19 protein-coding genes are annotated in these 21,868 nt (G+C 71.5%); 6 read left to right on the forward strand and 13 right to left on the reverse strand.

Translation table 11 applies throughout. The features are described from left to right. Positions 1 to 7: 7 nt before the first annotated feature. The 8 genes from ACFYYW_RS38775 to ACFYYW_RS38810 all read right to left on the reverse strand — a co-directional run bounded on the left by ACFYYW_RS38775 (position 8) and on the right by ACFYYW_RS38810 (position 7,813). Positions 8 to 280, reverse strand: a complete 273-nt coding sequence (locus ACFYYW_RS38775) for an NmrA family NAD(P)-binding protein (protein ID WP_387656880.1) — start codon at positions 278 to 280, stop codon at positions 8 to 10. Between the two features lie 33 nt (positions 281 to 313). Then, positions 314 to 1,354: an MFS transporter gene (locus ACFYYW_RS38780; RefSeq protein ID WP_387656883.1), complete on the reverse strand. Its 1,041-nt coding sequence runs from the start codon at positions 1,352 to 1,354 to the stop codon at positions 314 to 316. Between the two features lie 648 nt (positions 1,355 to 2,002). Further along, entirely contained in the window at positions 2,003 to 3,208 is a 1,206-nt protein-coding gene (locus tag ACFYYW_RS38785) for a hypothetical protein (RefSeq protein ID WP_387656886.1), read from the reverse strand. A gap of 374 nt (positions 3,209 to 3,582) precedes the next feature. After that, positions 3,583 to 4,026, reverse strand: coding sequence for a hypothetical protein (locus ACFYYW_RS38790; protein WP_387656888.1), 444 nt, complete (start codon positions 4,024 to 4,026; stop codon positions 3,583 to 3,585). A gap of 225 nt (positions 4,027 to 4,251) precedes the next feature. Beyond that, positions 4,252 to 5,160: an NmrA family NAD(P)-binding protein gene (locus tag ACFYYW_RS38795; protein WP_387656891.1), complete on the reverse strand. Its 909-nt coding sequence runs from the start codon at positions 5,158 to 5,160 to the stop codon at positions 4,252 to 4,254. Positions 5,161 to 5,345: 185 nt separating this feature from the next. Then, a complete protein-coding gene (locus tag ACFYYW_RS38800; protein ID WP_387656893.1) occupies positions 5,346 to 5,822 on the reverse strand; it encodes a MarR family winged helix-turn-helix transcriptional regulator in 477 nt (158 codons plus the stop codon). 134 nt (positions 5,823 to 5,956) lie between these two features. Then, positions 5,957 to 7,252, reverse strand: a complete 1,296-nt coding sequence (locus tag ACFYYW_RS38805) for a hypothetical protein (protein WP_387656896.1) — start codon at positions 7,250 to 7,252, stop codon at positions 5,957 to 5,959. Between the two features lie 33 nt (positions 7,253 to 7,285). Then, complete coding sequence (locus ACFYYW_RS38810) at positions 7,286 to 7,813, reverse strand: ricin-type beta-trefoil lectin domain protein (RefSeq protein WP_387656899.1); 528 nt, start codon at positions 7,811 to 7,813, stop codon at positions 7,286 to 7,288. A gap of 156 nt (positions 7,814 to 7,969) precedes the next feature. Here ACFYYW_RS38810 and ACFYYW_RS38815 point away from each other — a divergent pair, with 156 nt between their 5' ends. Continuing rightward, a complete protein-coding gene (locus ACFYYW_RS38815) occupies positions 7,970 to 11,248 on the forward strand; it encodes a hypothetical protein (RefSeq protein ID WP_387656901.1) in 3,279 nt (1,092 codons plus the stop codon). Positions 11,249 to 11,297: 49 nt separating this feature from the next. Then, entirely contained in the window at positions 11,298 to 12,167 is an 870-nt protein-coding gene (locus ACFYYW_RS38820) for an oxidoreductase (protein WP_387656904.1), read from the forward strand. Positions 12,168 to 12,235: 68 nt separating this feature from the next. On the opposite strand, the gene ACFYYW_RS38825 is transcribed toward ACFYYW_RS38820, so the two are convergent. Then, positions 12,236 to 12,799 (reverse strand): dihydrofolate reductase family protein, encoded by a 564-nt coding sequence (locus ACFYYW_RS38825; protein ID WP_352328194.1) that lies wholly within the window; start codon positions 12,797 to 12,799, stop codon positions 12,236 to 12,238. Between the two features lie 92 nt (positions 12,800 to 12,891). Between ACFYYW_RS38825 and ACFYYW_RS38830 the strand changes: the two genes are divergently transcribed. Further along, on the forward strand, positions 12,892 to 13,638 hold the full coding sequence (locus tag ACFYYW_RS38830) for a TetR/AcrR family transcriptional regulator (protein ID WP_387656907.1): 747 nt from the start codon (positions 12,892 to 12,894) through the stop codon (positions 13,636 to 13,638). A 670-nt stretch (positions 13,639 to 14,308) separates the two neighbouring features. Further along, entirely contained in the window at positions 14,309 to 15,727 is a 1,419-nt protein-coding gene (locus ACFYYW_RS38835; RefSeq protein ID WP_387656910.1) for a VCBS repeat-containing protein, read from the forward strand. Between the two features lie 701 nt (positions 15,728 to 16,428). On the opposite strand, the gene ACFYYW_RS38840 is transcribed toward ACFYYW_RS38835, so the two are convergent. From ACFYYW_RS38840 to ACFYYW_RS38850, 3 genes are all read right to left on the reverse strand, one after another. Further along, positions 16,429 to 17,016: a TetR/AcrR family transcriptional regulator gene (locus ACFYYW_RS38840; protein ID WP_387656913.1), complete on the reverse strand. Its 588-nt coding sequence runs from the start codon at positions 17,014 to 17,016 to the stop codon at positions 16,429 to 16,431. Positions 17,017 to 17,126: 110 nt separating this feature from the next. Beyond that, positions 17,127 to 18,086, reverse strand: a complete 960-nt coding sequence (locus ACFYYW_RS38845) for an NAD(P)H-quinone oxidoreductase (RefSeq protein WP_387656916.1) — start codon at positions 18,084 to 18,086, stop codon at positions 17,127 to 17,129. A gap of 116 nt (positions 18,087 to 18,202) precedes the next feature. Next, the gene (locus tag ACFYYW_RS38850; RefSeq protein ID WP_387656919.1) at positions 18,203 to 19,207 is read right to left on the reverse strand and encodes an ArsR/SmtB family transcription factor; all 1,005 of its coding nucleotides are present in this window, start codon (positions 19,205 to 19,207) and stop codon (positions 18,203 to 18,205) included. 380 nt (positions 19,208 to 19,587) lie between these two features. On the opposite strand from ACFYYW_RS38850, the gene ACFYYW_RS38855 reads away from it, so the two are divergent. Further along, positions 19,588 to 20,274, forward strand: coding sequence for a hypothetical protein (locus ACFYYW_RS38855; RefSeq protein ID WP_387656921.1), 687 nt, complete (start codon positions 19,588 to 19,590; stop codon positions 20,272 to 20,274). After that, a complete protein-coding gene (locus tag ACFYYW_RS38860) occupies positions 20,271 to 20,825 on the forward strand; it encodes a hypothetical protein (protein WP_352324631.1) in 555 nt (184 codons plus the stop codon). Before ACFYYW_RS38855 ends, ACFYYW_RS38860 begins: the two co-directional genes overlap by 4 nt. A 66-nt stretch (positions 20,826 to 20,891) precedes the next feature. On the opposite strand, the gene ACFYYW_RS38865 is transcribed toward ACFYYW_RS38860, so the two are convergent. Further along, a complete protein-coding gene (locus tag ACFYYW_RS38865; protein ID WP_387656924.1) occupies positions 20,892 to 21,860 on the reverse strand; it encodes a helix-turn-helix transcriptional regulator in 969 nt (322 codons plus the stop codon). Positions 21,861 to 21,868 lie beyond the last annotated feature (8 nt).

The following is a 21,868-nucleotide window of genomic DNA, read 5'->3' on the forward strand; positions in this document are numbered from 1 at the left end:
GGCAGCGTCAAGGGCCCGGTCCTCCTCCCCGGCGACCCGGGGTACGCCGAGGAGGCGGAGGGCTTCGACCGCTCCGTCGTCCACCACCCGGCCGTGGGGGGGGGGGGGGGGGGGGGCGGGGGCCGGGGGGGGGGGGGGGGGGGGGCCCCCCCCCCACGCCGGCGGGGAACGCGGCCTTGGCGGGATCGCGGGTCAGGGCCCGGACGGGGACGTCCCGGCCGGCGAGCAGGGCGAGGAGTTCGGAGCCGACAGTGCCGGTGGCACCGGTGACGAGGTACATGAGAGGTCCTTCTGCGTGGTTGAAAAAAGTGGTTCAGGAACGGGCGAGCTTGACGTCAGGGAGGAGCAGGGACAGGGCCAGCCCGATCAGCGCGATCGGGATGACGGCGATGAAGACCAGGTGCAGCGCGTCGGCGTAGGCGGCCGGGCCAGGGTGGGCCGGCAGCCGGCCGGTCACGAGCGCGGCGAAGAACGACGTGCCGAGCGCGGTGCCCGTCTGCCGGGCCATGGCGGCGGTGCCCTGGACGGCGCCGAGGTCGTCACGACGGGCGACGTTGCGCGCGGCCAGGCTCAGGGCCTGCGAGTTGAGCCCGCCGGCGACGCCGTACAGCAGCAGGAGGACGGCCGCGAGCACCGGGCCGGCGTCCACGACCGCGCACAGCAGCCCGGCCAGCGCGAACAGGATCATGCTCGCGGCGGGGTGGCGGCGGTAGGAGCCGGTGCGGGCGATCAACCTGGTGGAGGCGTAGGAGGTGAGGGCGACGCCGAGCATCATCGCGGTGAGCAGGTACCCGGAGGTCCGCACGCCGAGGCACAGAACGGCCTGCAGCCAGAGCACCAGGTAGTTGACGATGCCCAGGCCGAGGAACCCGGCGAGGAAGCCGACCGCCACGACGACGGAGAACGTGCGATCGCGGAACAGGCGTAAGGGGATGACCGGGTAGAACCAGCCGTAGTAGCGGGCGCCCTGCTGAGGAGTGAACATCTCGCCGAGGACGGACAACACCGAGATGAACAGGCCGCCGCTGCCGACGCCCTGGACTACCCGGAAACCGATCAGCTGGGTCATGGTCTGGGCCAGGCCGCAGGCGACCGAGCCGGCCAGGAAGACCAGGACGGAGACGAGGAAGACGCGTTTGCGGCCGTACAGGTCGCCGAGCTTGCCGTGGACGGGAACGGCGACGCTGCCGGCGATGAGGTAGCCGGTGGTGACCCAGGCGAACCGGTCCAGGCCGCCGAGGTCGGCGACGATGCGGGGCAGCGCCGTGGCGACGATCTGCGAGTCGAGCAGGGACAGGAAGACCGCTGCCATCAGCAGGACGACGACCGTGGTGGCGCCGGCCGGCGCGGCCACGACAGGTACAGAAGAACGGGAGGTCACGAGGATCCTAGCGATCAGGAAGCAAGCTCCAGCGGAGCCTGCGAACGAACGGAAGAACATCGGCCCTGAACGGGCGATGGAGATGGGATTGGCCAGGTGTGAACCTGACGCGAACCGGCCTGCTAGGCCCTCTCAACCCTGATCCACCCGCACGCGGGATCATCGATCAAGGTTCTTCAGGTGTTCGTCTGTTCTCGAGGCTCCCGTTGGATCGCCAGGACGCGGACAGTCCGGGAGGTGATCAACCGGACGTCGGCGACGTTAACATCCCATGCCAAGGCGGTGCAACTCGGCCGGTGACGCCTACGCCGCTTCCGGTCCGCGCAGCCGGGACGGGTCGGCTGCGGTCGCCGCCGACTTCCCGTCCAGGCGCCGGCCCTGCCCGTACGCGGCGGCAAAGGCGGCCTCGCCCAGTACGGCCCGTCCTCGGCGGCTGAGCTCGGCGAGCCGCCGATCGGTGTGGTCATGAGCGCCGCGCAGCCGGGACACGACGCCGCGTACGCCTCCTCGAAGGCCAGCCGGTCGCGGGCCCACGCCTCCCGGTGCGGACGCCTGCTGACGGCGACTCCAGCGGTGCCGGGCCCCGTCACACGAGGATGGTCATGCCGATCAGAAAGCCGGTCACCGAAGATCGGTGAACCACCGCAACACCGTCGGCATCGCCGCGAGGGGCGAGTCCATGTGACCGATGTCCCCAACGTCGGTCAGCGTCGCGTCCGTGCCGTGTCGCCGCAGGTCACGCAGGCAGTTGCGGGAGTTGCGCGGCACCACCTCCCGGTCGCCCCGGGCCGCGAACAGCCGTACGGGCACCCGGGGCCGCCACGACGAGCACGTGTCGTCGTTCGTCTCCAGCGCCTTCAGCACCACCCCTGACGGGTTCAGGTACCACTGCTGGAACTTCGGCGTGAGCACGTCCAGCGGTGAGGCGGGCAGCCCGGCGATGATCTCGTCGAACGTGTGATTCCCGTCGTAGAGCGCCTCGACCGCCGGGTCCTGGAACGCCTCGGCGGGCGAGTCGTAGAAGTGGTGCAGCCGGTTCATGGAGGCGGTCCAGTACGCCAGGTAGAACACCGAGGTGCGCGGATCCAGCCGTTCCGCGATCAGCTCGGGGAACTGGACGTGCTGCACTTCGTACGGCCCGGAGATCGGCGCGAGGCCCCGCAGCCGGAACCCGAGCCCGGGGCCGGCCTGCAGTTGCCGGCCCACCGCCATCGTCGCGGTACCGCCCTGGGAGAAGCCGGTGACCAGCACGTCCCCGCTCAGCCTCCGCCCTTGGCCGGTGGCGAGCGAGCGGGCGGCGCGCAGCAGGTCCACCGTGGCGGAGGCCTCGCTGGCGTGGTCCATGTACGGATGGAAGCCCGGGCCCGTGCCCAGCCCGAGGTAGTCGGGGGCGACGGCGATGAACCCTGCCGCGGCGAACATCATCGGCACCGCCCGCCCGTCGCCCTCGCTCATCGAGCCGACGTAGGCCCTGGTGGCCGTCGTGCCGTGCTCGTAACTGACCGTCCACAGGTCTTTCCTGGACTTGTGGGGGACGGCCACGGTGCCGCTGGCCGTCGTCGGACTGCCGTCCACGCCGACCGTACGGTAGACGACGGCGTACAGGTCGGCGCCCTGGGCCTTGGGTGGGATGGGGAACTTCGACTCGTGCAGGTACGCGGCGATCTCCGTGGCGGACAGGCTTTTGATCTTTTTGGCCGAGACGAGCGAGCCCTGCTCCACCTGAGGGGTGGACAGGGCCAGTGCGGTGGGGGCGGTGGCCGTGGCCAGCAGGAGTCCGGCGCAGGCCAGGGCGAGCAGCCCAAGCGTCTTGCGGGTTTTCCTCATGTTCCTTGACGCTAGAGATCATCCAGGAGCCACCCCATCCTGCACACCGCCCAACCGTTGGTAGGGCCTACCGGATGGCGCGTACGCCGTCTGGTGCTGTCCCTGAGTAATCGTCGTCACCTTGTGTCGTTGCAGGGGTGGCCAGGACAACCAGCCGTCCTCACCGAACGTCGTCAAGATCGTCTTTCCAGCGCCAAAATCTGGCTCGATCCTCCCCGAAGGCCCTTTCTCGACCGATGGCCCCGCAGGCGTCGGCGAGCAGGAGCGGAAGGAGTGGCGCGCCGGCCTGGACCCGAAGATCCAGGCCGTGCGCCGGCGCGCACCCGCTCGCCGCGGCGTGGTTGCGCCTGGTCGCGTGACCGCGCCTGTGGGCGTCAGGTGGTCGGGGTCACGGGGATGCACACGGCGTAGACCGTGTAGGTGCCCGTGGTGCCCGCCGAGTTGTTGAACGACACCGTCCAGGTGGTCTCGGAGGACGGGTAGGACTCGTACACCTGGACGGTGAGGTTGTTGCCGCCGAGGGGCGTCACCAGTCCGCCGCCCGTGATGACGGTTCCCGCCGGGCAGGTGGCGCTTCCCGTGTTGAGCCCGGGCGTCAGCGTGTGCGGGGTCCGGACGATCTGGGTCGGCTCGGTCGGCCCGGGAGGTCCGGGCGGGCCGGGCGGGCCCGGGCGTCCCGGCGGGCAGGCGTGCGGGCAGGGGCCCTTTCCGTCACCGTCGCCGCCGGCCGCCGCGTGGGCCGTCGACCCGGCTCCCATCAGCAGCGCGGCAGCCAGCGCCGGTACGGCAGCACGCCGTAGAAGGGCTGTGCGTCTCATCGTGTCCTCCGTGGACTGTTCGCCTCATGGCGCTCGATACGCATCACGTGCCAGGAAGAAGACATGGGCATGGCGAATCCGCCCAGGAAGGCCGCATCGTGGATGCGCGACGGACGGCGCTGCGCGACGTGGCGGAGGGCCGTCCAGCGAGAGCGAGCCACTGGGCTGATCAGTACCTTATGGCTCATTCTGGACGCTTGTCACGCAGAGTGACGAAGTATTTACTCAGGACGTCGGTGCGGTCGCGCGCACGAAGTCCGTCACCGGAGTCGGTGTGATCTGCGGGTACCGGTCGTTGTCGAGGACGGCGAACTTCCCCTTTCCCGTCACCATGCACCACTGGTACTGGAGGGCGACGTAGTCGAACGGGTTCTGGGTTCTGGCGGCCTGGCGTTCGATCTCGGCGCGCAGGTCGTCGGCGGTGCCGAGGTGCCGCAACTCCAGAGTGCGGCCCGAGCCGCGCTGGACGGCCTGGTGGAACTGCCGCATGGACAGCACGTCCCCGGCGAATCGCAGCGTGCCGGTGGCCTGCTGGTCCAGGGCGACGGCGGCGGTGTAGGCGGCGGTGTCGGACACCGAGGTCAGGTCGAGCGGCTGATCGGGGTCGCCCCAGTGTGACAGGGTGCCCCGATGCCAGTCGATCAGGCCCATGAAGCCGACCATCACCTCGTAGAACGCGCCGTTGAGCACGGAGACCACCTCAAGGCCGGCGTCGGCGTACTCGGTGGCGGCGCGGCGGCGCCAGTCGGTCATGACGTTGTCGCCGTCGTCGAGCCTGGTCAGGTCGATGGCGAAGTCGGAGGGGATGAACCGGCGGGCGCCCGCCTTCGCGGCGGCGCGCGCCAGGTTGACCTGGCCGTCCACGATCACGTCGGGGCCGCCTTGCACGACCGAGACGACGGTGTCGGCGTCGCCGACGGCCTCGGCCAGCGCCTCGGCCGGGTCGGCGACGTCGCCCTCCGTCACCTCCACGCCGCGCGACCGCAGCGCCGCGAGCGCGGACCGCCTGTTCGCGTCGGCGCCGGGCCGGACCAGGACGCGGACGGCTGCGCCCTGGTCGAGAAGGGAGCTGACGATGTGGCGGCCGAGCAGTCCGGTCGCGCCGGCCACGAAGACCTTCGGGGAAGTGGACACGTTCAACAGCTCCTTTTCGAGAACGAATCGGGGTTTCGCCCAGGCCGGTGACGGCTCTTCGGGCGTCTGGGGGAGTCCGTGCCGGACTCAGGGAAGGAGGGGGCCGGGTCCGGCGCCTCTTGGTGGACGGATGTCCGCAGCGCAACAGCGAGACTGCCGCACTTCGTCCGGTCCGCGACGCAGGGTCATGCGCCCTTTTTGATCGCCTCCGCGAAGGCGGCGAGCCCCTCGGCCAGCTGCTCGATGTCGGACGGTGCCCAGCCCTCCATGAGCGCGGCGACGGCGGTCGTCCGGGCCTTCCAGAGTTCGCGGATGGCGAGTTTGCCCGCCCGCGTGACGCTCACCAGCCTCGCCCGGGCGTCGTCCGGATCGGGCTGACGCTCGATGAACCCGCGCGACTCCAGGCGTTTGGCGGGGGGCGAGAGCGTGGACTTGTCCACCTCCATCAGGTCGGCCAGCACCGACAAACGCACGGGGGCGTGCAGGGAGATCTGCGCGAGCAGCGTGTAGTCGCCCAGCGACAACTCCAGCCCGGAGGCGGCCATGATCCGCCGCCGCGTGGTGGGGGCGAACATCCAGTTGCCCACGGTGGCCAGCGCCGCGGCCACCCGGTCAGTGGCCTCCCGCGCCCGGACGTCGCCGTTCTCCGCCGTTCCTGCCACCCCGACCTCCTCGCACAATTGGTTGGTTGACTCAAACCAACCATAGGAGTAAGTGGCGGTTCATGCAAGTGCATTCACCGTGCCGATCGAGCCGATGGTTGGTCCGTTCGGGCCCGCCGGGGAGGGCGCGGAGATCAGGGCGCGAGGTTGCCGAGCGCGACCGAGTAGACGACCCGCTGGTCTTCGCCTTCGGTCAGCCCCCACAGCTCGCCCCCGGTGCCCGAGTACCACAGCGACAGGTCCTCCGGCCGGTAGCCCCAGTCCGTACGGGCCGTCATCGTCATGGAGGACAGGTCCACCGACGCGAAGCGCCTGGAGTACGGGACGTTGACGAACTTGCCGGCGCTCATGTTGACGTAGAGCCGGCCGTCGTGGAGCTGGACGCCCTGGACGTCGCTGATGGCGTGGGTCTCCGCCGTCGTGGGCGTGGTGGACTCCCAGGCCGCCGTCGGGGTCAGGCCGAGCCGGTAGTCGCCGGTCTCGGCCGAGCGGAAGGCGTAGCGCGCGATCCGGGTGCCGTTCAGCGGCTGGGGCTGGCCGTTCAGCCAGGTGGCCCGGTAGTCGCCCACCACGAGGGCCTGCCGGCCGGTGCTCGTCCGGTCCAGCGAGATGTAGTCGAAGTGCAGGTCGGGGCTGACGAAGTTGGCCACCTCCGGCATGACGTACTGGTAGTCGTCGAGCTTGGTCTGATGGCGGTAGATCCGGCGGGTGTCGAACACGCGGATGGCGCTGCGCTTGGCGCTCGGGGCGCCGGTGCCGTCGGGCCAGCCGGGGGTGGTGGCCATGAACAGGTACGGGCCGCTCCAGGCCAGGCCGCCGCCGTGCCCGTAGATCCGGCTCAGGGTCCCGTCCGGACGGACCCAGACCGGCAGGACGGTCCGGTAACGCATGTCGTTCAGGTTCACCACCGACAGCCGCACCGAGTTGGCCAGCGAGTGGGTGGGCGGGTTCTGCCAGGACCAGCTCGTGATCAGCGCGTCCTTCGAGGTGGGCACCGGAGCGGCGTCGTTCCTCGCCTCACCGGAGGTGGCCAGGCCCTGCGGCACCCAGGCCGTCTCGCCCGTCAGGCCCTGCAGCTTGGCGTCCCAGCAGAACGCCCTGCCGACGCCGCCCGTCGTCGGCCCGAAGGACTGCATGCGCGAGGCGCAGGCCGGGTCGCCGGCGGGCGTCGGGAGCGGGGACCGGTCGTCGCCGCTGAGCACCTGGTCCAGGGTGGTCAGCGCGAACGCGTCCTCCATGGGCTGGGTGTACGGCTCGGCCCCGACCGTGAGCGACAGGCCGGTGAGCGCGTCGCCGGTCAGGCGCTTGAGCGGCGCCACCACCTGGGCCGCCGCGGCGGCCTCTGTCACCGCGGACGCGGGGGCCGCGGTGGTGGCGGCCGCCGGCGCGGCGCTCATGACGGCGGCCGTCATCGTCAGCGCGATCAACATCTTTCCCAAAGGATCCTCTTCTCGCTGTGATCGTCAGGCGTCGCAGGACGCCTTCTGGGTGGGCCAGGCCCGCCGGCACCACCGGGTGTTCACGCCGGGCCGGGCGTCACGGGCGACGCGGACGTGCAGGGTGCCCGCCTCGTCGTAGAGGGCGGCCTTGCCGTACCGGTAGGCCAGGACTTTGGCGCCGGCGAACGTCCACCATTGCCCGCTGTCGCCCGGCGCGCAGGGGGTCAAGAGGGCGTCCTGCTTCCTGGGCCCCCGGGCGGTCAGGCATCGGCGGTCGTACCTCTCGTGGTCGTTCCGGATCATGAACGTCCCGGGCACCCCTGTGGCCCGGGAGATGTCCTCGACGTGCCAGAGCTGCCACCCGTCCTCGGGCTTGCCCGCCTCCCGGTTGCAGGCCAGGGAGCGGACGTCGGCGCCGTTGTTGGCGTCCAGGCAGTCGCCGGTGCCCGCGTTGACGAACCTGACGACGCCGGTGTCGCCCGCCGCCGGAACGGCGGTTCCGGCGGGCGCCGGCGTGAGCAGCGACAGGGTCAGGGCGACGAGCAGGCGCATGGATCTCCTCGGCTTCTCGGCGGCGTGGCAGGGCCCAGTCTCGGCGTGGCGATCATTGTCTGGAAGCCCGTTTCGCAGCATGGACAAACTTGATCGAATCGGGGTGAAGTCGTATTTGCGCTGGTTTGTGGTTCTCAGGGGACATGGGGGGAGCGCATGGGACGTCGTGAACAGGCCGTGGATCCGATGGACGGCCCGGTCGCCGCTTTCGCGGTCGAGCTGCGCAAGTTACGGGAGCAGGCGGGGTCACCGTCCTACCGGGTGATGGCCGCGCGGGCCCACTTCGCGGCCTCCACGCTGGCGCAGGCCGCCGCCGGGGAGAGGCTGCCGACCCTGCCGGTCACGTTGGCCTACGTCCGCGCCTGTGGCGGCGACGAGCGGGAATGGCGGGTCCGCTGGGAGGAGACCCTGGCCGCCGACCGGGAGCGGGCATCCGTGGCCGCCGCGTGCGAGCGGGCGCCGTACCGGGGGCTGGCCGGCTTCGAGGAGGCCGACCGGGCCTATTTCTTCGGCCGGTCCGCGCTGGTGGAGCGGCTGGCCGGCATGGTGAAGGCGCACCGGATGGTGATGGTGGTCGGCCCGTCGGGCTGCGGCAAGTCCTCGCTGCTGCGCGCCGGGCTGGTGCCGGCGCTGCGGCCGCGGGCGGCGCGCGTCGTCACGCCGGGCGCCCATCCGGTCCTGCCCGCCGCCGCCGCGGGGGAGCTGGTCGTGGTCGACCAGTTCGAGGAGGTGTTCACGCTGTGCGAGGACCCCGCCGAGCGCGGGGCGTTCGTCGACGCGCTGGTGGCCGCCGAGTGCGGGGTCGTGCTCTCCGTACGCGCGGACTTCTTCGGACGGTGCGCCGACCATCCCCGGCTGATCGAGGCCGTCGAGGACGCCACCGTCCTGGTGGGCCCGATGAGCCCGGCCGAGCTGCGCCAGTCGATCGTCAAGCCCGCGGCCACCGCCGGCCTCATCGTGCAGCGCGAGCTGACGGCCCGGATCCTGGAGGAGGTCACCGGACAGCCCGGCGGCCTGCCGCTGATGTCGCACGCCCTGCTGGAGACCTGGAAACGCCACCACGGCAAGGCGCTGACGCTGGCGGCGTACGAAGCCGCGGGCGGCATCGCGGGCGCGGTCGCCCGCACCTCCGAGGAGCTTTACGCCGGCCTGACCCCTGCCCAGCAGGACAGGCTGCGCCACCTGCTGCTGCGGCTGGTCATGCCCGGCGAGGCGGGCGCGCCGCCCACCCGCCGCCCGGTAAGGCGCTCGGAGCTGCTGACCGGCGACCCCGGCGACCCGGGCCCCCTCCTGCTCGAACGCCTGACCGCCGCCCGCCTCGTCACCCAGGACGGCGACACGGTCAACCTGGCCCACGAGGCCCTGCTGACCGCCTGGCCCCGGCTGCGCGCCTGGGCCGAGGAGGACCGCGAACGCCTGAGAGTGCACCGGCGGCTCACCGAGGCGGCCGCCACGTGGGAGGAGCACGGCCGCGACCCCGGCGCCCTCTACCGGGGGCTGCGCCTTGAGCTGGCCCGCGAACACCTCACAGCCCGGACCCTCACCCCGGCCGAACGCGCCTTCCTGGCCGCCAGCGACGGCGAGCGCATGAAGGGCAGGCGGCGCACCGCGGTCCTGGCCGTCCTGGCGGTGTTCCTGCTGGTCACGACGTCCCTCATCTGGCAGCGGAGCCTGGTGAACGGCCAGCAGAAGCGGGAGCTGCACGCCCGCGACATCGCCGGGACGGCCGAGACCCTGGCCCTGTCGGAACCGTCCCTGGCCATGCGGCTCAGCCTGGCCGCCTGGAAGCTGGCCGACCTCCCCGAGACCCGGGCGGCCCTGCGCGCGGCGAGCCTCCAGCCGCAGCAGGACGTCTTCACCGACCAGGACGTCTCCCCGGACACCCGGCGGAGTCTGAGCGCCGACGGCCGCCGGCTGATCAGCGCCACCGCCACCCGGGTCACCCGCTGGGACCTGCGCACCCACCAGCCCCAGGTCACCGACGCGCCGGCCCACTCCGAGGCGGCGCCGCCGCCGTCGCTCGTGTGCAGACCCGGCGAACCGCTGCGCCTGCCCGACCCCGCGACCGGCCGCCTCGCCGCCCCCGCCTGGGCGCCCACCCCGACCGCCGAGCAGTGCCGCGAGGGACGCCTGCGCCTCTCCCCGGACGGACGGACGCTGCTCATGGCCACCCCCGCCCTGGTCAGGGTGTGGGACGTGGCCTCGGGAACGGAGGCCGCCGCACTCAGCGCACCGGGCGTGCGCGAGATCGGCTTCAGCGCCGACGGCGCCTTCGTCGCGACCGCCGGCGAGGACGAGCTCCAGGTACGCGCCACGAACCAGCTCCAAGGAGTGCTCCTGCGGCACCCGCTCCACGGCGACCTGGTCGACGACCTCTGGATCGGCCCCGACGCCGGGGAGATCCGCTACCTGACCGGCCCTACCGTGCAGACCCTGCGCGTCGGCTCGGCCTTCACCCGCGACTGGCGCGAGGAGAGGGCGACCTCCGCCGCCTTCAGCCCGGACGGCGGGAGCCTGCTCGTCACCTACCGCGACCGTGTCGAGCTGCGCGACGCGCGGACCGGAGAAGTGCTGCCCGGTCCGCCCCGGCCCTCCTGCCCGACGCCCTGCTGGATGCAGGCCGCCTTCAGCCCCGACGGCCGGACCCTCGCCTACGGCGACGCCTACGCCGCCTCCTTCACCGCGACGTTGTGGGACCTGGCCGGCCGGCGGGTCAGCGGCCAGTCGCCGCCCTTCCGTCACGGCGGGCCGCTCGCCTTCGCCCAGAACGGCGAGCTGCTGCTCATCAGCGGCGCCTCGGCCGGGCAGGAGGCGCTCACGAGCTGGAACATGCGCACCGGCGCCGTCACCACGCCCCCCGGCGTCGCCGGCAGCCGGATCGCCGTCGCCCCGCGGGGAGAACGCCTGCTGACCGACCGGGGCGACGTCGCCTCGCTCCCGCCGCTGCGGCGGGACGGCGGCGGCTCCGGCCCCGGCCCCGCGGAGGCGCTGGCCTTCAGCCCCGACGGCCGGTTCCTCGCCACCGGCGACACCAGAGGACGAACCGCCCTCTGGGACGGCGACCTCCGCCGCAACCTGGGCACACTGCCCCCCACCGCCTCGGGAGCCGTGACCGCGCTCGCCTTCTCACCGGACGCCGGCCTGCTCGCCGTCGGCACGGAGGGAGGCGTCGTCCAACTGTGGGACACCGCCGGCCGCCGGCCTGTCGGCCCGCCCCTCGCCACGCCGGGCGGCGCGGTCCTCGCGCTGTCCCTCAGCGGCGACGCACTGTCGGTGGCGGGCAAACACCTGCCCTTCCAGCGCTACGACCTCAGCGCCGCCGGGGCCGCGAGCACCGTCTGCCGGCGGGTCGGCCACGGGCTCGGCCGGGAGGAATGGGCGAGGTACTTCCCGGACTTCCCCTACCAGCCGACCTGCGGGCCGCAGGACCGCTGACCGGCTTGGGAGCGGCTCCGGACGCTGATCGCCGCTAGAGTGGGTGATCATGACGAGTGGACGATGGGCGTTGGGCGGCGACCTGAGCGTCGCCAGGGTCGGGTACGGCGCGATGAAGCTGACCGGCTGGCCGAAAGGCGACCGTCCCGGCAGGGACACCGCGCTCGCCGTCCTGCGCCGGGCCGTCGAGCTGGGCGTGAACCACATCGACACCTCGCACTACTACGCCCGCGACGGCGTGGCGGCCAACGAGCTGATCCGGGAGGCGCTGCATCCCTACCCGGACGACCTGGTGATCGTGACGAAGGTGGGCGCGCTGGTCGAGGGCTCCGACCTCGCCCTGCCCGCCGCGGGCAAGACCGGCCTCACCCCCGACGGCCTGCGCCGCGGCGTCGAGGCGAACCTGCGCTCGCTCGGCGTGGACCGCCTCGACGTCGTCAACCTGCGCATGGGCGACCTCGACCGCGCCGGGACGCCGGTCGCCGGTCCGCTGGAGACGTTGCTCGCGCTGCGCGAGGAGGGGCTGATCCGCCATCTCGGCGTCTCGAACGTGACCCCCGCCGAGTTCGCCGAGGCCCGGAAGATCGCGCCGATCGTCTGCGTCCAGAACCTCTACAACCTGGCCAGGCGCGAGGACGACCCGCTGGTGGACGCCTGCGCCGAGGCGGGCATCGCGTACGTGCCGTTCTTCCCGGTCGGCGGGTTCCAGCCGCTCACGGCCCAGCGTCTGGACGCCGTCGCCGCCCGCCACGGCGCGACCGTGCCGCAGGTGGCGTTGGCCTGGCTGCTGGCCCGGTCGCCGAACATCCTGCTCATCCCCGGCACCGGCTCGCTCGCCCACCTGGAGGAGAACGTCGCCGCCGCGTCCCTGAAGCTGACCGAGGAGGACCTGGCCGACCTCGCCGGCCAGGTGCACTGACCACGGAGTCCGAAGGACCACGACAGGCGTCAGCCGTTGAAGGTCGGGGTGGTCCGTGGCCGATCGGGTCAGCGGCGGACGCGGTAGCGGATGTGGGTGGCCTCCGGGGTGTCGATCACCTGAAGGATCTCCAACTCGATCTCCGACGGCAGGACGTCGAACAACCGGCGTCCTGCGCCCAGGAGTACGGGAATGTGATGGATCTGCACTTCATCCAGCACACCGGCCTGGAGGGCCTGCTGCACCGTGTACGCGCCGCCGCGAATCTGGACGTCCCGTTCCCCGGCGGCGGCCTTCGCCTGCGCCATCGCGCTCTCGATCCCGTCGTTCACGTAGGTCACCAGCGGATAGCCCCATCGGGCGGCCGGACCGGGCGGCCGGTGGCTGGGGACGAAGATCGGCAGACCGTTGTGAGAGCCGCCCCAGTGGTCCATGAGCTCAGCGGTCCGCCGTCCCGCGAGGATCGCGCCAGCTCCGTTCCATTCGTCCTGGAACTGCTTGACCGGCCCGGGGTGCTGGTCCGAGTCAGCCCACTTGTGCAGCCGCTCACCGTCGTCGCCGCCGAGGTAGTCGTTGGGATCGGCGATGTACCCGTCGAGGGACATCGACATGTCGAGCACTGATTTGGACATGGCCCACTCCCTGTCTGCCACGGCGCTAACTGTGTCCTCAGGACACTGTGTACGCTAGAGACAGTTTTGACCGATGGCAAGTGGGAGGCGACATGTCGGCCAACGAAGATCCAAGGGCGCTGGCCGAGTTGCTGTGGGGCCTGCGGAAGCCGCACACCAGAGGCCCCAGGCCCGCCTTCGACCTCGCCCGGCTGGCCGACACCGCCGTCAAGGTCGCCGACGCCGAGGGCCTGGAGGCGGTCTCCATGCACCGCGTCGCCGCCGAGCTCGGCCTCACCAAGATGGCCCTGTACCGCTACGTCAACGGCAAGACAGAGCTGATGGCCATCATGATCGAGGCGGCGGTCGGCACACCCCCCGACTTGAATGGGGCGGCCGGCTGGCGGGCCAAGCTGGAGGAGTACGCCCGCGCACTGTCCACCGTCTGGCGGCGCCACCCCTGGCTGCCGTCGATCACCGTGGGCGACCGCGTCATGGGCCCACGTGAGACCGCATGGTCCGAAAGAGCCCTCAGCGCCCTCACCGACACCCCCCTGACCGAACGCGAACGGCTCGACGCGGTCATGATGGTGTCCCACCACCTCCGCGCCACCCACCCGGCGGCCGCCCAAGGCTCTCAGACCTGGACGGACGGCAACGCCGCGGCCATCATGCGAGACCTGCTGCTCCTCAACGCCGGCCGTTTCCCGCTGCTGGCCACCACCGTGGCAACCCCGTCAACCACCACCACCCGGGAATTCGGCCTCCTCGCCCTCCTCGACGGCCTGGAGCGCACCATCACTCGACGCACCCACACCAACGGCGACGACCGAACGGCTTCGCGCTCCGACCCTCCGTAAGCGGCGACCACCAGCGGCCCCCCGAACACCATCCGCCCACCGACGGCCGGATTCCGGCAGGCGCCACTCCCGCGCCCCCTGTGAGTCTCGTTCAGTTGCGCCTGCAGCTCCTGGGGGAGGTAACCGCAGCAGGCGTGCCTCGATCCGGGTTGCCCGCGCCGGCCTTGCTCGGCCTGACCATCGGCGACGCCTCAAAGACGAGTCCTTCGACGTGCTGCCCACGCCACAACCATGGTCACAAACCCTAGACAGCCGCCCAGCGACAGCACATTGAAGGTTTCCACAAAGCCGGCCGACCGCGAGTGTCCCGGGTGGGGGACCCATTCCGCCGTACCGGTTCACCTCAAGCCGGGCCGTGGCACCGGCTGTAGACGCAGACCGAGACTGTTATCACACACAGCTACTTCGGGGCTGGTCGCGCGGAACCGAGTGGGGGGCCTTGGACGCGGCGCGGCGGATCGTCTACAACGTCCTGAACCTGGCCAAGCAGGATCCGGCCAAGGGAGAGCTGGACGCGGCCTGCTGGGCCGACAACCCGGCCCCTACACCCAGGCCCAGCCGGCCGCCGCCGTACTCAACCCCCCGGCTGCACGAGGCTGGCAGGTGCGCCCAATCCAGATGACCATCCGGATCCAACCAGTCCGCAAGTCGCAGATTCGATCATGCGGACATGCAAGCGCACAAGATCGCCTGGTCGGCGGCGCTGCTCGCGCTGACCACGACACTCATCTCCCTCACTGTGCCGCCGGCTGCCGCGGCCACTCCCATCACCTACACCAGCGACTTCAACGGTGACGGCTACAACGACCTGGCCGTGGGCATGCCCTCGTACCCGGCGGCGGTCTCAGGAAGCGGCAACACCGGCCTGATCGCCGTCCTGTACGGCGGGCCCTCCGGTTTCACCGGACGCTCCCACCTGCGGCCCGAACCCGGCTGCATGCTCTACTCGATCAACACCCCCTGCTCCGGATGGGGCGCGAGCCTGGCCGCGGCCGACACCGACGGCAACGGCAAGACGGACCTGATCTCCAGCGGCACCCGGGCACGCCAGATCCACTCCTGGACCAGCGGCAATGACACCAGCCGGCAGATCGTGACCGGCACGTACACCACCATGGAGTCGCTGGCCTTCGGCCTGGCCGACCATGGTGATGTGCAGCCCGACATCGTGGGCACGTTCCGGCAGGGCTACGGGGTGGGGCTCGGCGGCTGGTACAACGGCGGGGCCTTCGAGACCACCCGGCTGAGTCCCACCCGCGACCTGTCGGCCCGGTCCGCGGTCATCGGCGACATCCACGGCGACGGCCGGCTGGAGATGATGTGGGTGGGCTTGGACATCACCGCCAACAGTGGCCCCTACCTGTGGTACACCGGCGACCTGCGCAACCCCTCTCCCGACCCGTTCGTGATGGGCAGCCCGCAGGCGTGCGCGGACACGTCGGGGACGACCAAGCTCGCCTGCCCGAAGTCCGACTCCAAGGTGACGCTCGGCGACGTGAACGGCGACGGCTACCGCGATCTGGTGATGGTCACGCCGAGCACCGGCACCATCAACGTCTGGTACGGCGACAAGTACGGCGCCGGCATGACCGGGGTCGGCTTCACCGCCCGTAATCTGACCTGGCTGACCACGCTCGCGCAGATCAGCACGAGCCTGGCCACCGGCGACTTCGACGGCGACGGCGCGGCCGACATCGCCATCGGCCTTCCCCGCGCCAAGGTGTCCGACCTGGACCAGGCGGGCGCGGTCGCGCTCATCCCCGGCTCACCGACCGGCCCGGTCATGTCCCGCACGCAGATCATCACCCAGGACGGCATCGCGTCCCCCGGCGGCGCTCCCACCGCAGACCCCGTCACCGAGCAGTCGGTCGCCAACGACTACTTCGGCGCGTCAGTCTCGATCATCGACCTGACCGGCGACGGCAAGGGCGAGCTCGTGGCGGGCGCGCCCGGCAAGAACAACGGCCAGGGCATGCTGGCCGTCCTGCCCGGCACCGCCACCGGCGTCCCCTTCAGCAGCCAGGTGGTGCATGCCGACGCGGCCGGGCTCACCGAGGCCGGCCGGTTCGGTTCCGTCCTGCTGCACTGACCCACCCGACACGCCCGCCTGCGACCCGATCACCGCGCCGCGAGACCGCAGGCGGCCAATATTTGGGGCATGACGAGCGTCCGAACGAAAAGTCCTGTTAGCGGGTGGCCCCCGCCAACTATTTGATCTTCAGCTCGTCCTGCCTGCCTGCCTGGCCTGCCCTACCTTCGGCGTCTATGCCGGTTGAGTTCTTGAGTGATGGTGAGGGGGCCGCGTACGGCCGCTTCTTGGGTGCTCCGTCGCAGGCGGCCGCAGATGAACGGCGCGGGGGAGCGTGCTGCCCGGCGGTGAACGTCCCCGCCCGTCGACATCGCGGCGGGAAGCGCCGGGCTCACCCCGAACGACCGGAACCTGTGCGGGCTGCTGGGCTGGCGCATCGGCAAGGAGCTGCGCGGGCACCGCCGGGCGGCCACGCTTGGTGACGACGACGGCCGTCGTCTCCAGGCGTGGCTGGAGGCCGACGACGCCGTGTCCACGCAGACCGACGCGGCCCCCGTCGAAGACCGACGGCCAGGATGGACGCCGCCCCCGTCGTCGTGGCGAAGGCGGCCGCCGACCGGGCCTGGCTGGTCGAGGTGATGCGCGGCCGTACCGCATGGCCCCCGAGTCCGGCGGGCCGCCCGCCTGGTTGACCGGCCGGGCGGCGCCCGGCTTCAGCCGGGCCAGTCCGGACACGCCCGCGACGTGAGTCCGTCTGGCGTTTACGGCATCGTCGACGATCGAGGGAACAGTGCGTGAACGGCGGCGCGGACAGAGCCGCTCGCCTGTTCGGGGGTCGAGGTGTCGAACTTCCCGTCGAGGTGAAGGAAGGCGAGGCCATGGGCCAGCGCCCAGATCGCGTCCGCCAGTGGCTCGGGTTCACGGTCGGGAAAGACGCTGCGCACCAGGTCGTGCAGGTAGCCGGAGATGGCGGTGATCGCGGCGGCGCGCTCCTGGCTGGACGGATCGCACGGCTCGGCGAACATGACCTTGAACATCGCGGGCCGTTCGAGGGCGAAGCGGACATAGGCGACCGCGAGGTCGGCGAGGTCGTCGGGACTCTTGGGTGCGGGATGGGCTGCGGCCAGGTGCTCGGTGAGCTCGCGGTAGCCCTGTGCGGCCACCGCGGAGACGAGTGCGTCGCGGTCGGCGAAGTGACGGTAGGGGGCCGTCGCCGACACGCCCGCTCGCCGTGCCACCGCTCGCAGCGACAGTTCTGCGGCGCCGTCCTCCTCCAGGAGTTCCCGGGCGGCACGCAGGCAGGCGGCGCGCAGATCGCCGTGGTGGTACGAGCTGCCGGGCCGCGGCATGGGGCACTCCCTTCGATGTATGCACTGCACACAATCGTACCGTGGCGCGGTCAGCGCACGCCGACGGCCTTCAGGAGCTTCAGCGCGCCGGCCAGCAGGCACGCCGGGGCTTACTCGTTGATCAGAAGGATCTTGCCGACGTGCTGGGAGCCGGCCATGAGCCGGTGCGCCTGGGCCGCCTCGGACATGGGCAGGATCTGGTCGACGATCGGCCGGACCGCCCCGGTCTCGATCATGGGCCAGACGTGCTCGCGCAACGCCGCGACGATCTCGGCCTTCTGCTCGCCCGGCCGTGAGCGCAAGGTGGTGCCGAACACCGACTTGCGCCTGAGGACCAGCTCGACGAGGTTGAGCTTGCCCTCGAAGCCGCCCTGCATGCCGATGATGACGAGCCGCCCGTCGAGGTCGAGTGAGCGCACGTTGCGCTCCAGGTAGTCGCCGCCGATGACGTCCAGGATGACGTCGTAGGGGCCGAAGTCGGCGAAGTCGTCGGTGCGGTAGTCGATCGTCACGTCGGCGCCGAGCTCCCGCACCCGTGCGGTCTTGTCGGCGCCGCTGACGGTGGTGACGACGCGCGCTCCCAGCGCCTTGGCGATCTGGATCGCCATCGTGCCGACGCCGCCGGCTCCGCCGTGCATGAGGAAGGTCTCGCCCTGGGCCAGGCGTGCGGTCATGACCACGTTCGACCACACCGTGGCAGCCGCCTCCGGCAGCGCCGTGGCCTCGACCAGCCCGACCCCCTCGGGCACGGGCAGCAGCTGCCCGGCGGGGACGGCGACCTTCTGCGCGTAACCGCCGCCGGTCAGCAGGGCGCACACCTCCTGGCCCACCTGCCAGCCGCTCACCCCCTCGCCCAGCGCACTGATCCGGCCCGACACCTCCAGCCCCGGGTACGGCGAGGCGCCCTCGGGCACGAGGTAGAGCCCCAGCCGCTGGGCGACGTCGGCGCCGTTCAGCGCGGTGGCGGCCACATCGACGAGCACCTCACCGGCAGCGGGGACCGGGTCGCCGACGTCGGTCCACTCCAGCACCTCCGGGCCGCCGGGCTCCCTGATCGTGATCGCTTTCATGGTGTCGTCTCCTGTGGGTGAAAGGCTCGCCGCCCAAATGTTTACACTGCTTATATTACGTGAAAGTTTGCACTGCAAACATCGTGACGGAGGCCGGCCGGCGCGTCCGGGTGGCGTCAGGGGGCCGGGTGTGGTGTGTCTTGCCGGTCGAGGAGGGTCAGACCGATCCGGGTGGGGTGGTGCTCGACGCTGCCGTGATGGCGGCGGGTGGTGATCAGGCCCGCCTCGCGCAGCACGGCGGTGTGCTGGCTGACGGCCGCCGAGGAGACGTCCAGGCTTCGGGCCAGGACGCCGGTGCCGGTCACGCCCTCGGCGACGGCGGTCAGGATCGCCGCCCGGGTGCGGCCGAGAAGATCGGCCAGCGCGTTCGCCGGCGTGCCGGTCGTCCAGACGTTCGCGGCCTGGTCGGCGTCGAGCGTGGCCGGGTAGACCAGGAGGCCGCCGGTGAGGCGCCTCGGGTCGTACATCACGGTGGGGACCCGCAGGAAGAACGAGGACACCAGCAGCAGCCCCCGCCCGTCGAGCGTCAGCTCGGCGGGCCTCTCGTCGCCGTTGCGGACGTGCAGCGTCGGCGGCGCCCACCGGACGTCCGGATGCAGGCTGGACAGCAGGCCGTCGACGCCATGGTCGAGCAGGATCGTCCCGCGTCGGGCGCGTTCGGCGACGAGGTGGGAGTGGATGCGTGCCCAGTGCGGCGCGACGGCGGCCCGATGGTAGCCCTCCACCGTGGCCAGCGCCTCCCTGCGGGCGGCCAGGCTGTCGACGAGCCCGGCCAGAACCGCCGGCACCCGGCCGTGATGGTCGGCGTAGTAGTCGAGCTCCGCCTGGACCGCGTGCCGGCTCCTGGACAGGAAACGCTCCGCGCTCTCGGCGAACTCGTGTCCTGGGCCGGCCAGGTTGACCAGGTCGAAGCTGGGTCCTCGGGACGGCAGGACGGCCCCGAGTATCGCGTGCCGGGAGTCCAGCCCGGCACGGGCCCGGCGCCGCCACGCGCCGAACGTCGCCTCTCCCGACCGTCCGCGCAGCATGGTCAGGCTGAACAGGGTCTCGGCCATCGGGCCCAGCGTCGGCGCCACCCTGATCCGCGCCAGGTCGTCGCTGGTGAAGTGAATTCTGTGCATTCGCCCCCCCCGAACACGTCGCCGTATCGGTAACGGAATGCCGCCGATCGGCCACGCACGTCGCTAAGCGGCGGGATTAAGCCAGGACTTACAAGCCTCCCGGCAGCTGATTTCTTCCTGCGAGAGTGAGCGGGCCGCCTTTCCACGGAAAGGCGGCCCGACCCGACCTCAGGCGAGTGCACTTCGGGGGAATTCACGTGTCAGGACGACAGTTGCGGCATGCCCTCATCGGGCTGGCCGTGCTTTGCGGATGCGCGGTGGCGCCGGTTGCGCCGGTGGAACCGGACGTTCTCCAGCAGGCCGAGCAGGTTCTCATCGGCGCCTGCATGAGCGGGCGGGGCCTGCGGTACTGGCCGGAGCCGAAAAGCAGGACTCCGGACATGGACCGTTTTCCCTTTGTCGTGGACGACGAGGAATGGGCGCGGAACAACGGGTACGGCAGGGCGGCGAGAAAGGAGCTGGAAAAGGCGGCCGTCCCCGCGCAGAACTACTTCCGCGGCCTGCCGGAGGGGAAAAGGCGCGCCTGGCTGACCGCCTACCACGGCGACCGGTCCGCCGTCCTGGAGGCGGCGCTGCCCGTCGGCGGCACGGTGGGTCACAGTGCCGGCGGCTGCGTGGCGCAGGCGTGGCAGGAGCTCTACGGGGACAAGGCGCGCTGGTTCCGCGCCAGCAGGGTCACCCAGACGCTCGCCCAGATGCGGATCGGCCGGACCCAGGCCGACCCCGCCTACGGAGCCGCGCGTCAGCGCTGGTCCGCGTGCATGAAGGCGGCCGGGTTCACCGCCGACACGCCGCTGGCTCTGCGCAGGGAACGTCTGGCCGACCAGGAGGGCGGCGCGGAGGACCGTGACCGGCGGGCCGCGACGGCGGAAGCACGCTGCGCGGCCTCCTCCGGCTTGTCGAGGACGGCACGCGACCTCGACCAGGCCAACGCCACCGCACTGGAGGCGCGCTATCCGGCCGAGTACCGGAACGCGCGCAGCCTGCGCGAGGCGGCGCTGCCGAGGGCGCGTGCGCTGATCAGGAAATCGCTCATCGCTGAACAGGGAGAGGAAACCCCATCGTGAAGGTTCTGAGGAACGCGTTGCTCGGCGTCATGACCGTGGCCGCGGTGCTGACCGCCTCGACGGCGGCCTACGCCGAGCCGGCCCCCGCGCCCACGTCCGAGGCGGCCAGGCCGGCGGTCGAGGCGGTGAAGCCGCAGCGGCCCGAGGGCAAGCCGAAGATCCAGTCGGGGCTGCCGGTGCGGGCGCTCAACGCCGACGGCAACTTCTACGTCTGGTCGGACGACATGAACAAGGCGCTGCTGTACACGGGCGACGCCTACAACGGCTGGCCGTCCGGCTGGAACAACAAGGTGGACGTGGTGTGGAACAACGGCTACCCCGGCCCGTACGACGACGTGAACATCTACGACTACGCGCCCTGGTCCGGCAGCGCCTACGCGTGCATCGGCAACGGCGACTACTGGGACCTGCGCCGCACGGACATCAACTACGTGTTCTCCTGGGTCAACGACGGCGCCGACGCGTGGCAGCGCGAGCCGCTGGGCAGGCGCGTGCACGACAACGGCAGCGGCCACATCTGGGTCGACTGGTGCGGTAACAACAACCGCTAGACACGCATCCGGCCCGTCTTCCCCCACGGCGGGAAGACGGGCCTCAAAGATGGCCTGCCGCAGCTGTCACCGCGTCCGAGGGGCCGATCTGTCGGCGGCGTCGAGGAACCGGGTGCCCCAGTTCCTGAGGTGATCGACGAACTCCGGCGATTCGAGCACCTCGAACTCGGCGCCGATGTTGCCCAGCGCCTGCGTGGGCCAGTCCAGGCTGGTGGCGACCATCGTGAGCCGGCATCGATCGGGGGCGACCGGTTCGATCTCACCCCATCGGCCGGCCGTCCGGCGCACCTGTTCCGCCGGTGCGTGCACCAGTGCGACGACGGTCTTGGCGGTGGGAACCTGGGCCGCGGCGCGGACGAACGCGGCGGCGTCCCCGCCGGGCAGCGGCCGTGGCAGGAAGGAGGCGCCACTGTTGCGTGGCCGGGCCAGCCGGTCAAGGCGGAAGCTGCGCCAGTCGTGCCTGGTCAGGTCGTAGGCCACCAGATACCAGCGGCCCGCGAGCGCGACGAGGCGGTGGGGCTCCACTTCGCGTTCGGTTCGCGCGCCGGCGCGTGTGACGTAGTCGAAGCGCAGCCGTTCCTGGTCCCGGCACGACTGGGCGATCATCGTCAGCACCTCGGCCGGGATCACCGGCACGGCCGAGGCCGCCGAGACGGTCATCGCGCGAAGCGCGTTCACCCGGGCCCGCAGACGGGGCGGCAGGACCTGCACCACCTTGGTCAACGCGCGCACCGCCGCCTCCTCCAGCCCCGCGATGCCGCTCTGCGCCGCGTCTCCCATGCCGACCGCCAGCGCGACCCCTTCTTCGTCGTCGAGCAGCAACGGCGGCAGCACGGCTCCGGGCGCCAGCTGGTAGCCGCCGTCGGTGCCTCGGGAGGCGTGCACGGGATAGCCCAGCTCGCGCAGGCGATCGACATCCCGGCGAAGGGTGCGTTCCGACACGCCGAGCCGTTCGGCCAGATCCGCGCCGGGCCAGTGGCGGTGCGTCTGCAGCAGGGACAGCAGGGTGAGCGTGCGGGAACTGGTGTTGGCCATATCGCCAT

Origin of the sequence: Nonomuraea sp. NPDC001831 (assembly GCF_042892035.1) — a bacterium.
Taxonomy (GTDB): domain Bacteria; phylum Actinomycetota; class Actinomycetes; order Streptosporangiales; family Streptosporangiaceae; genus Nonomuraea.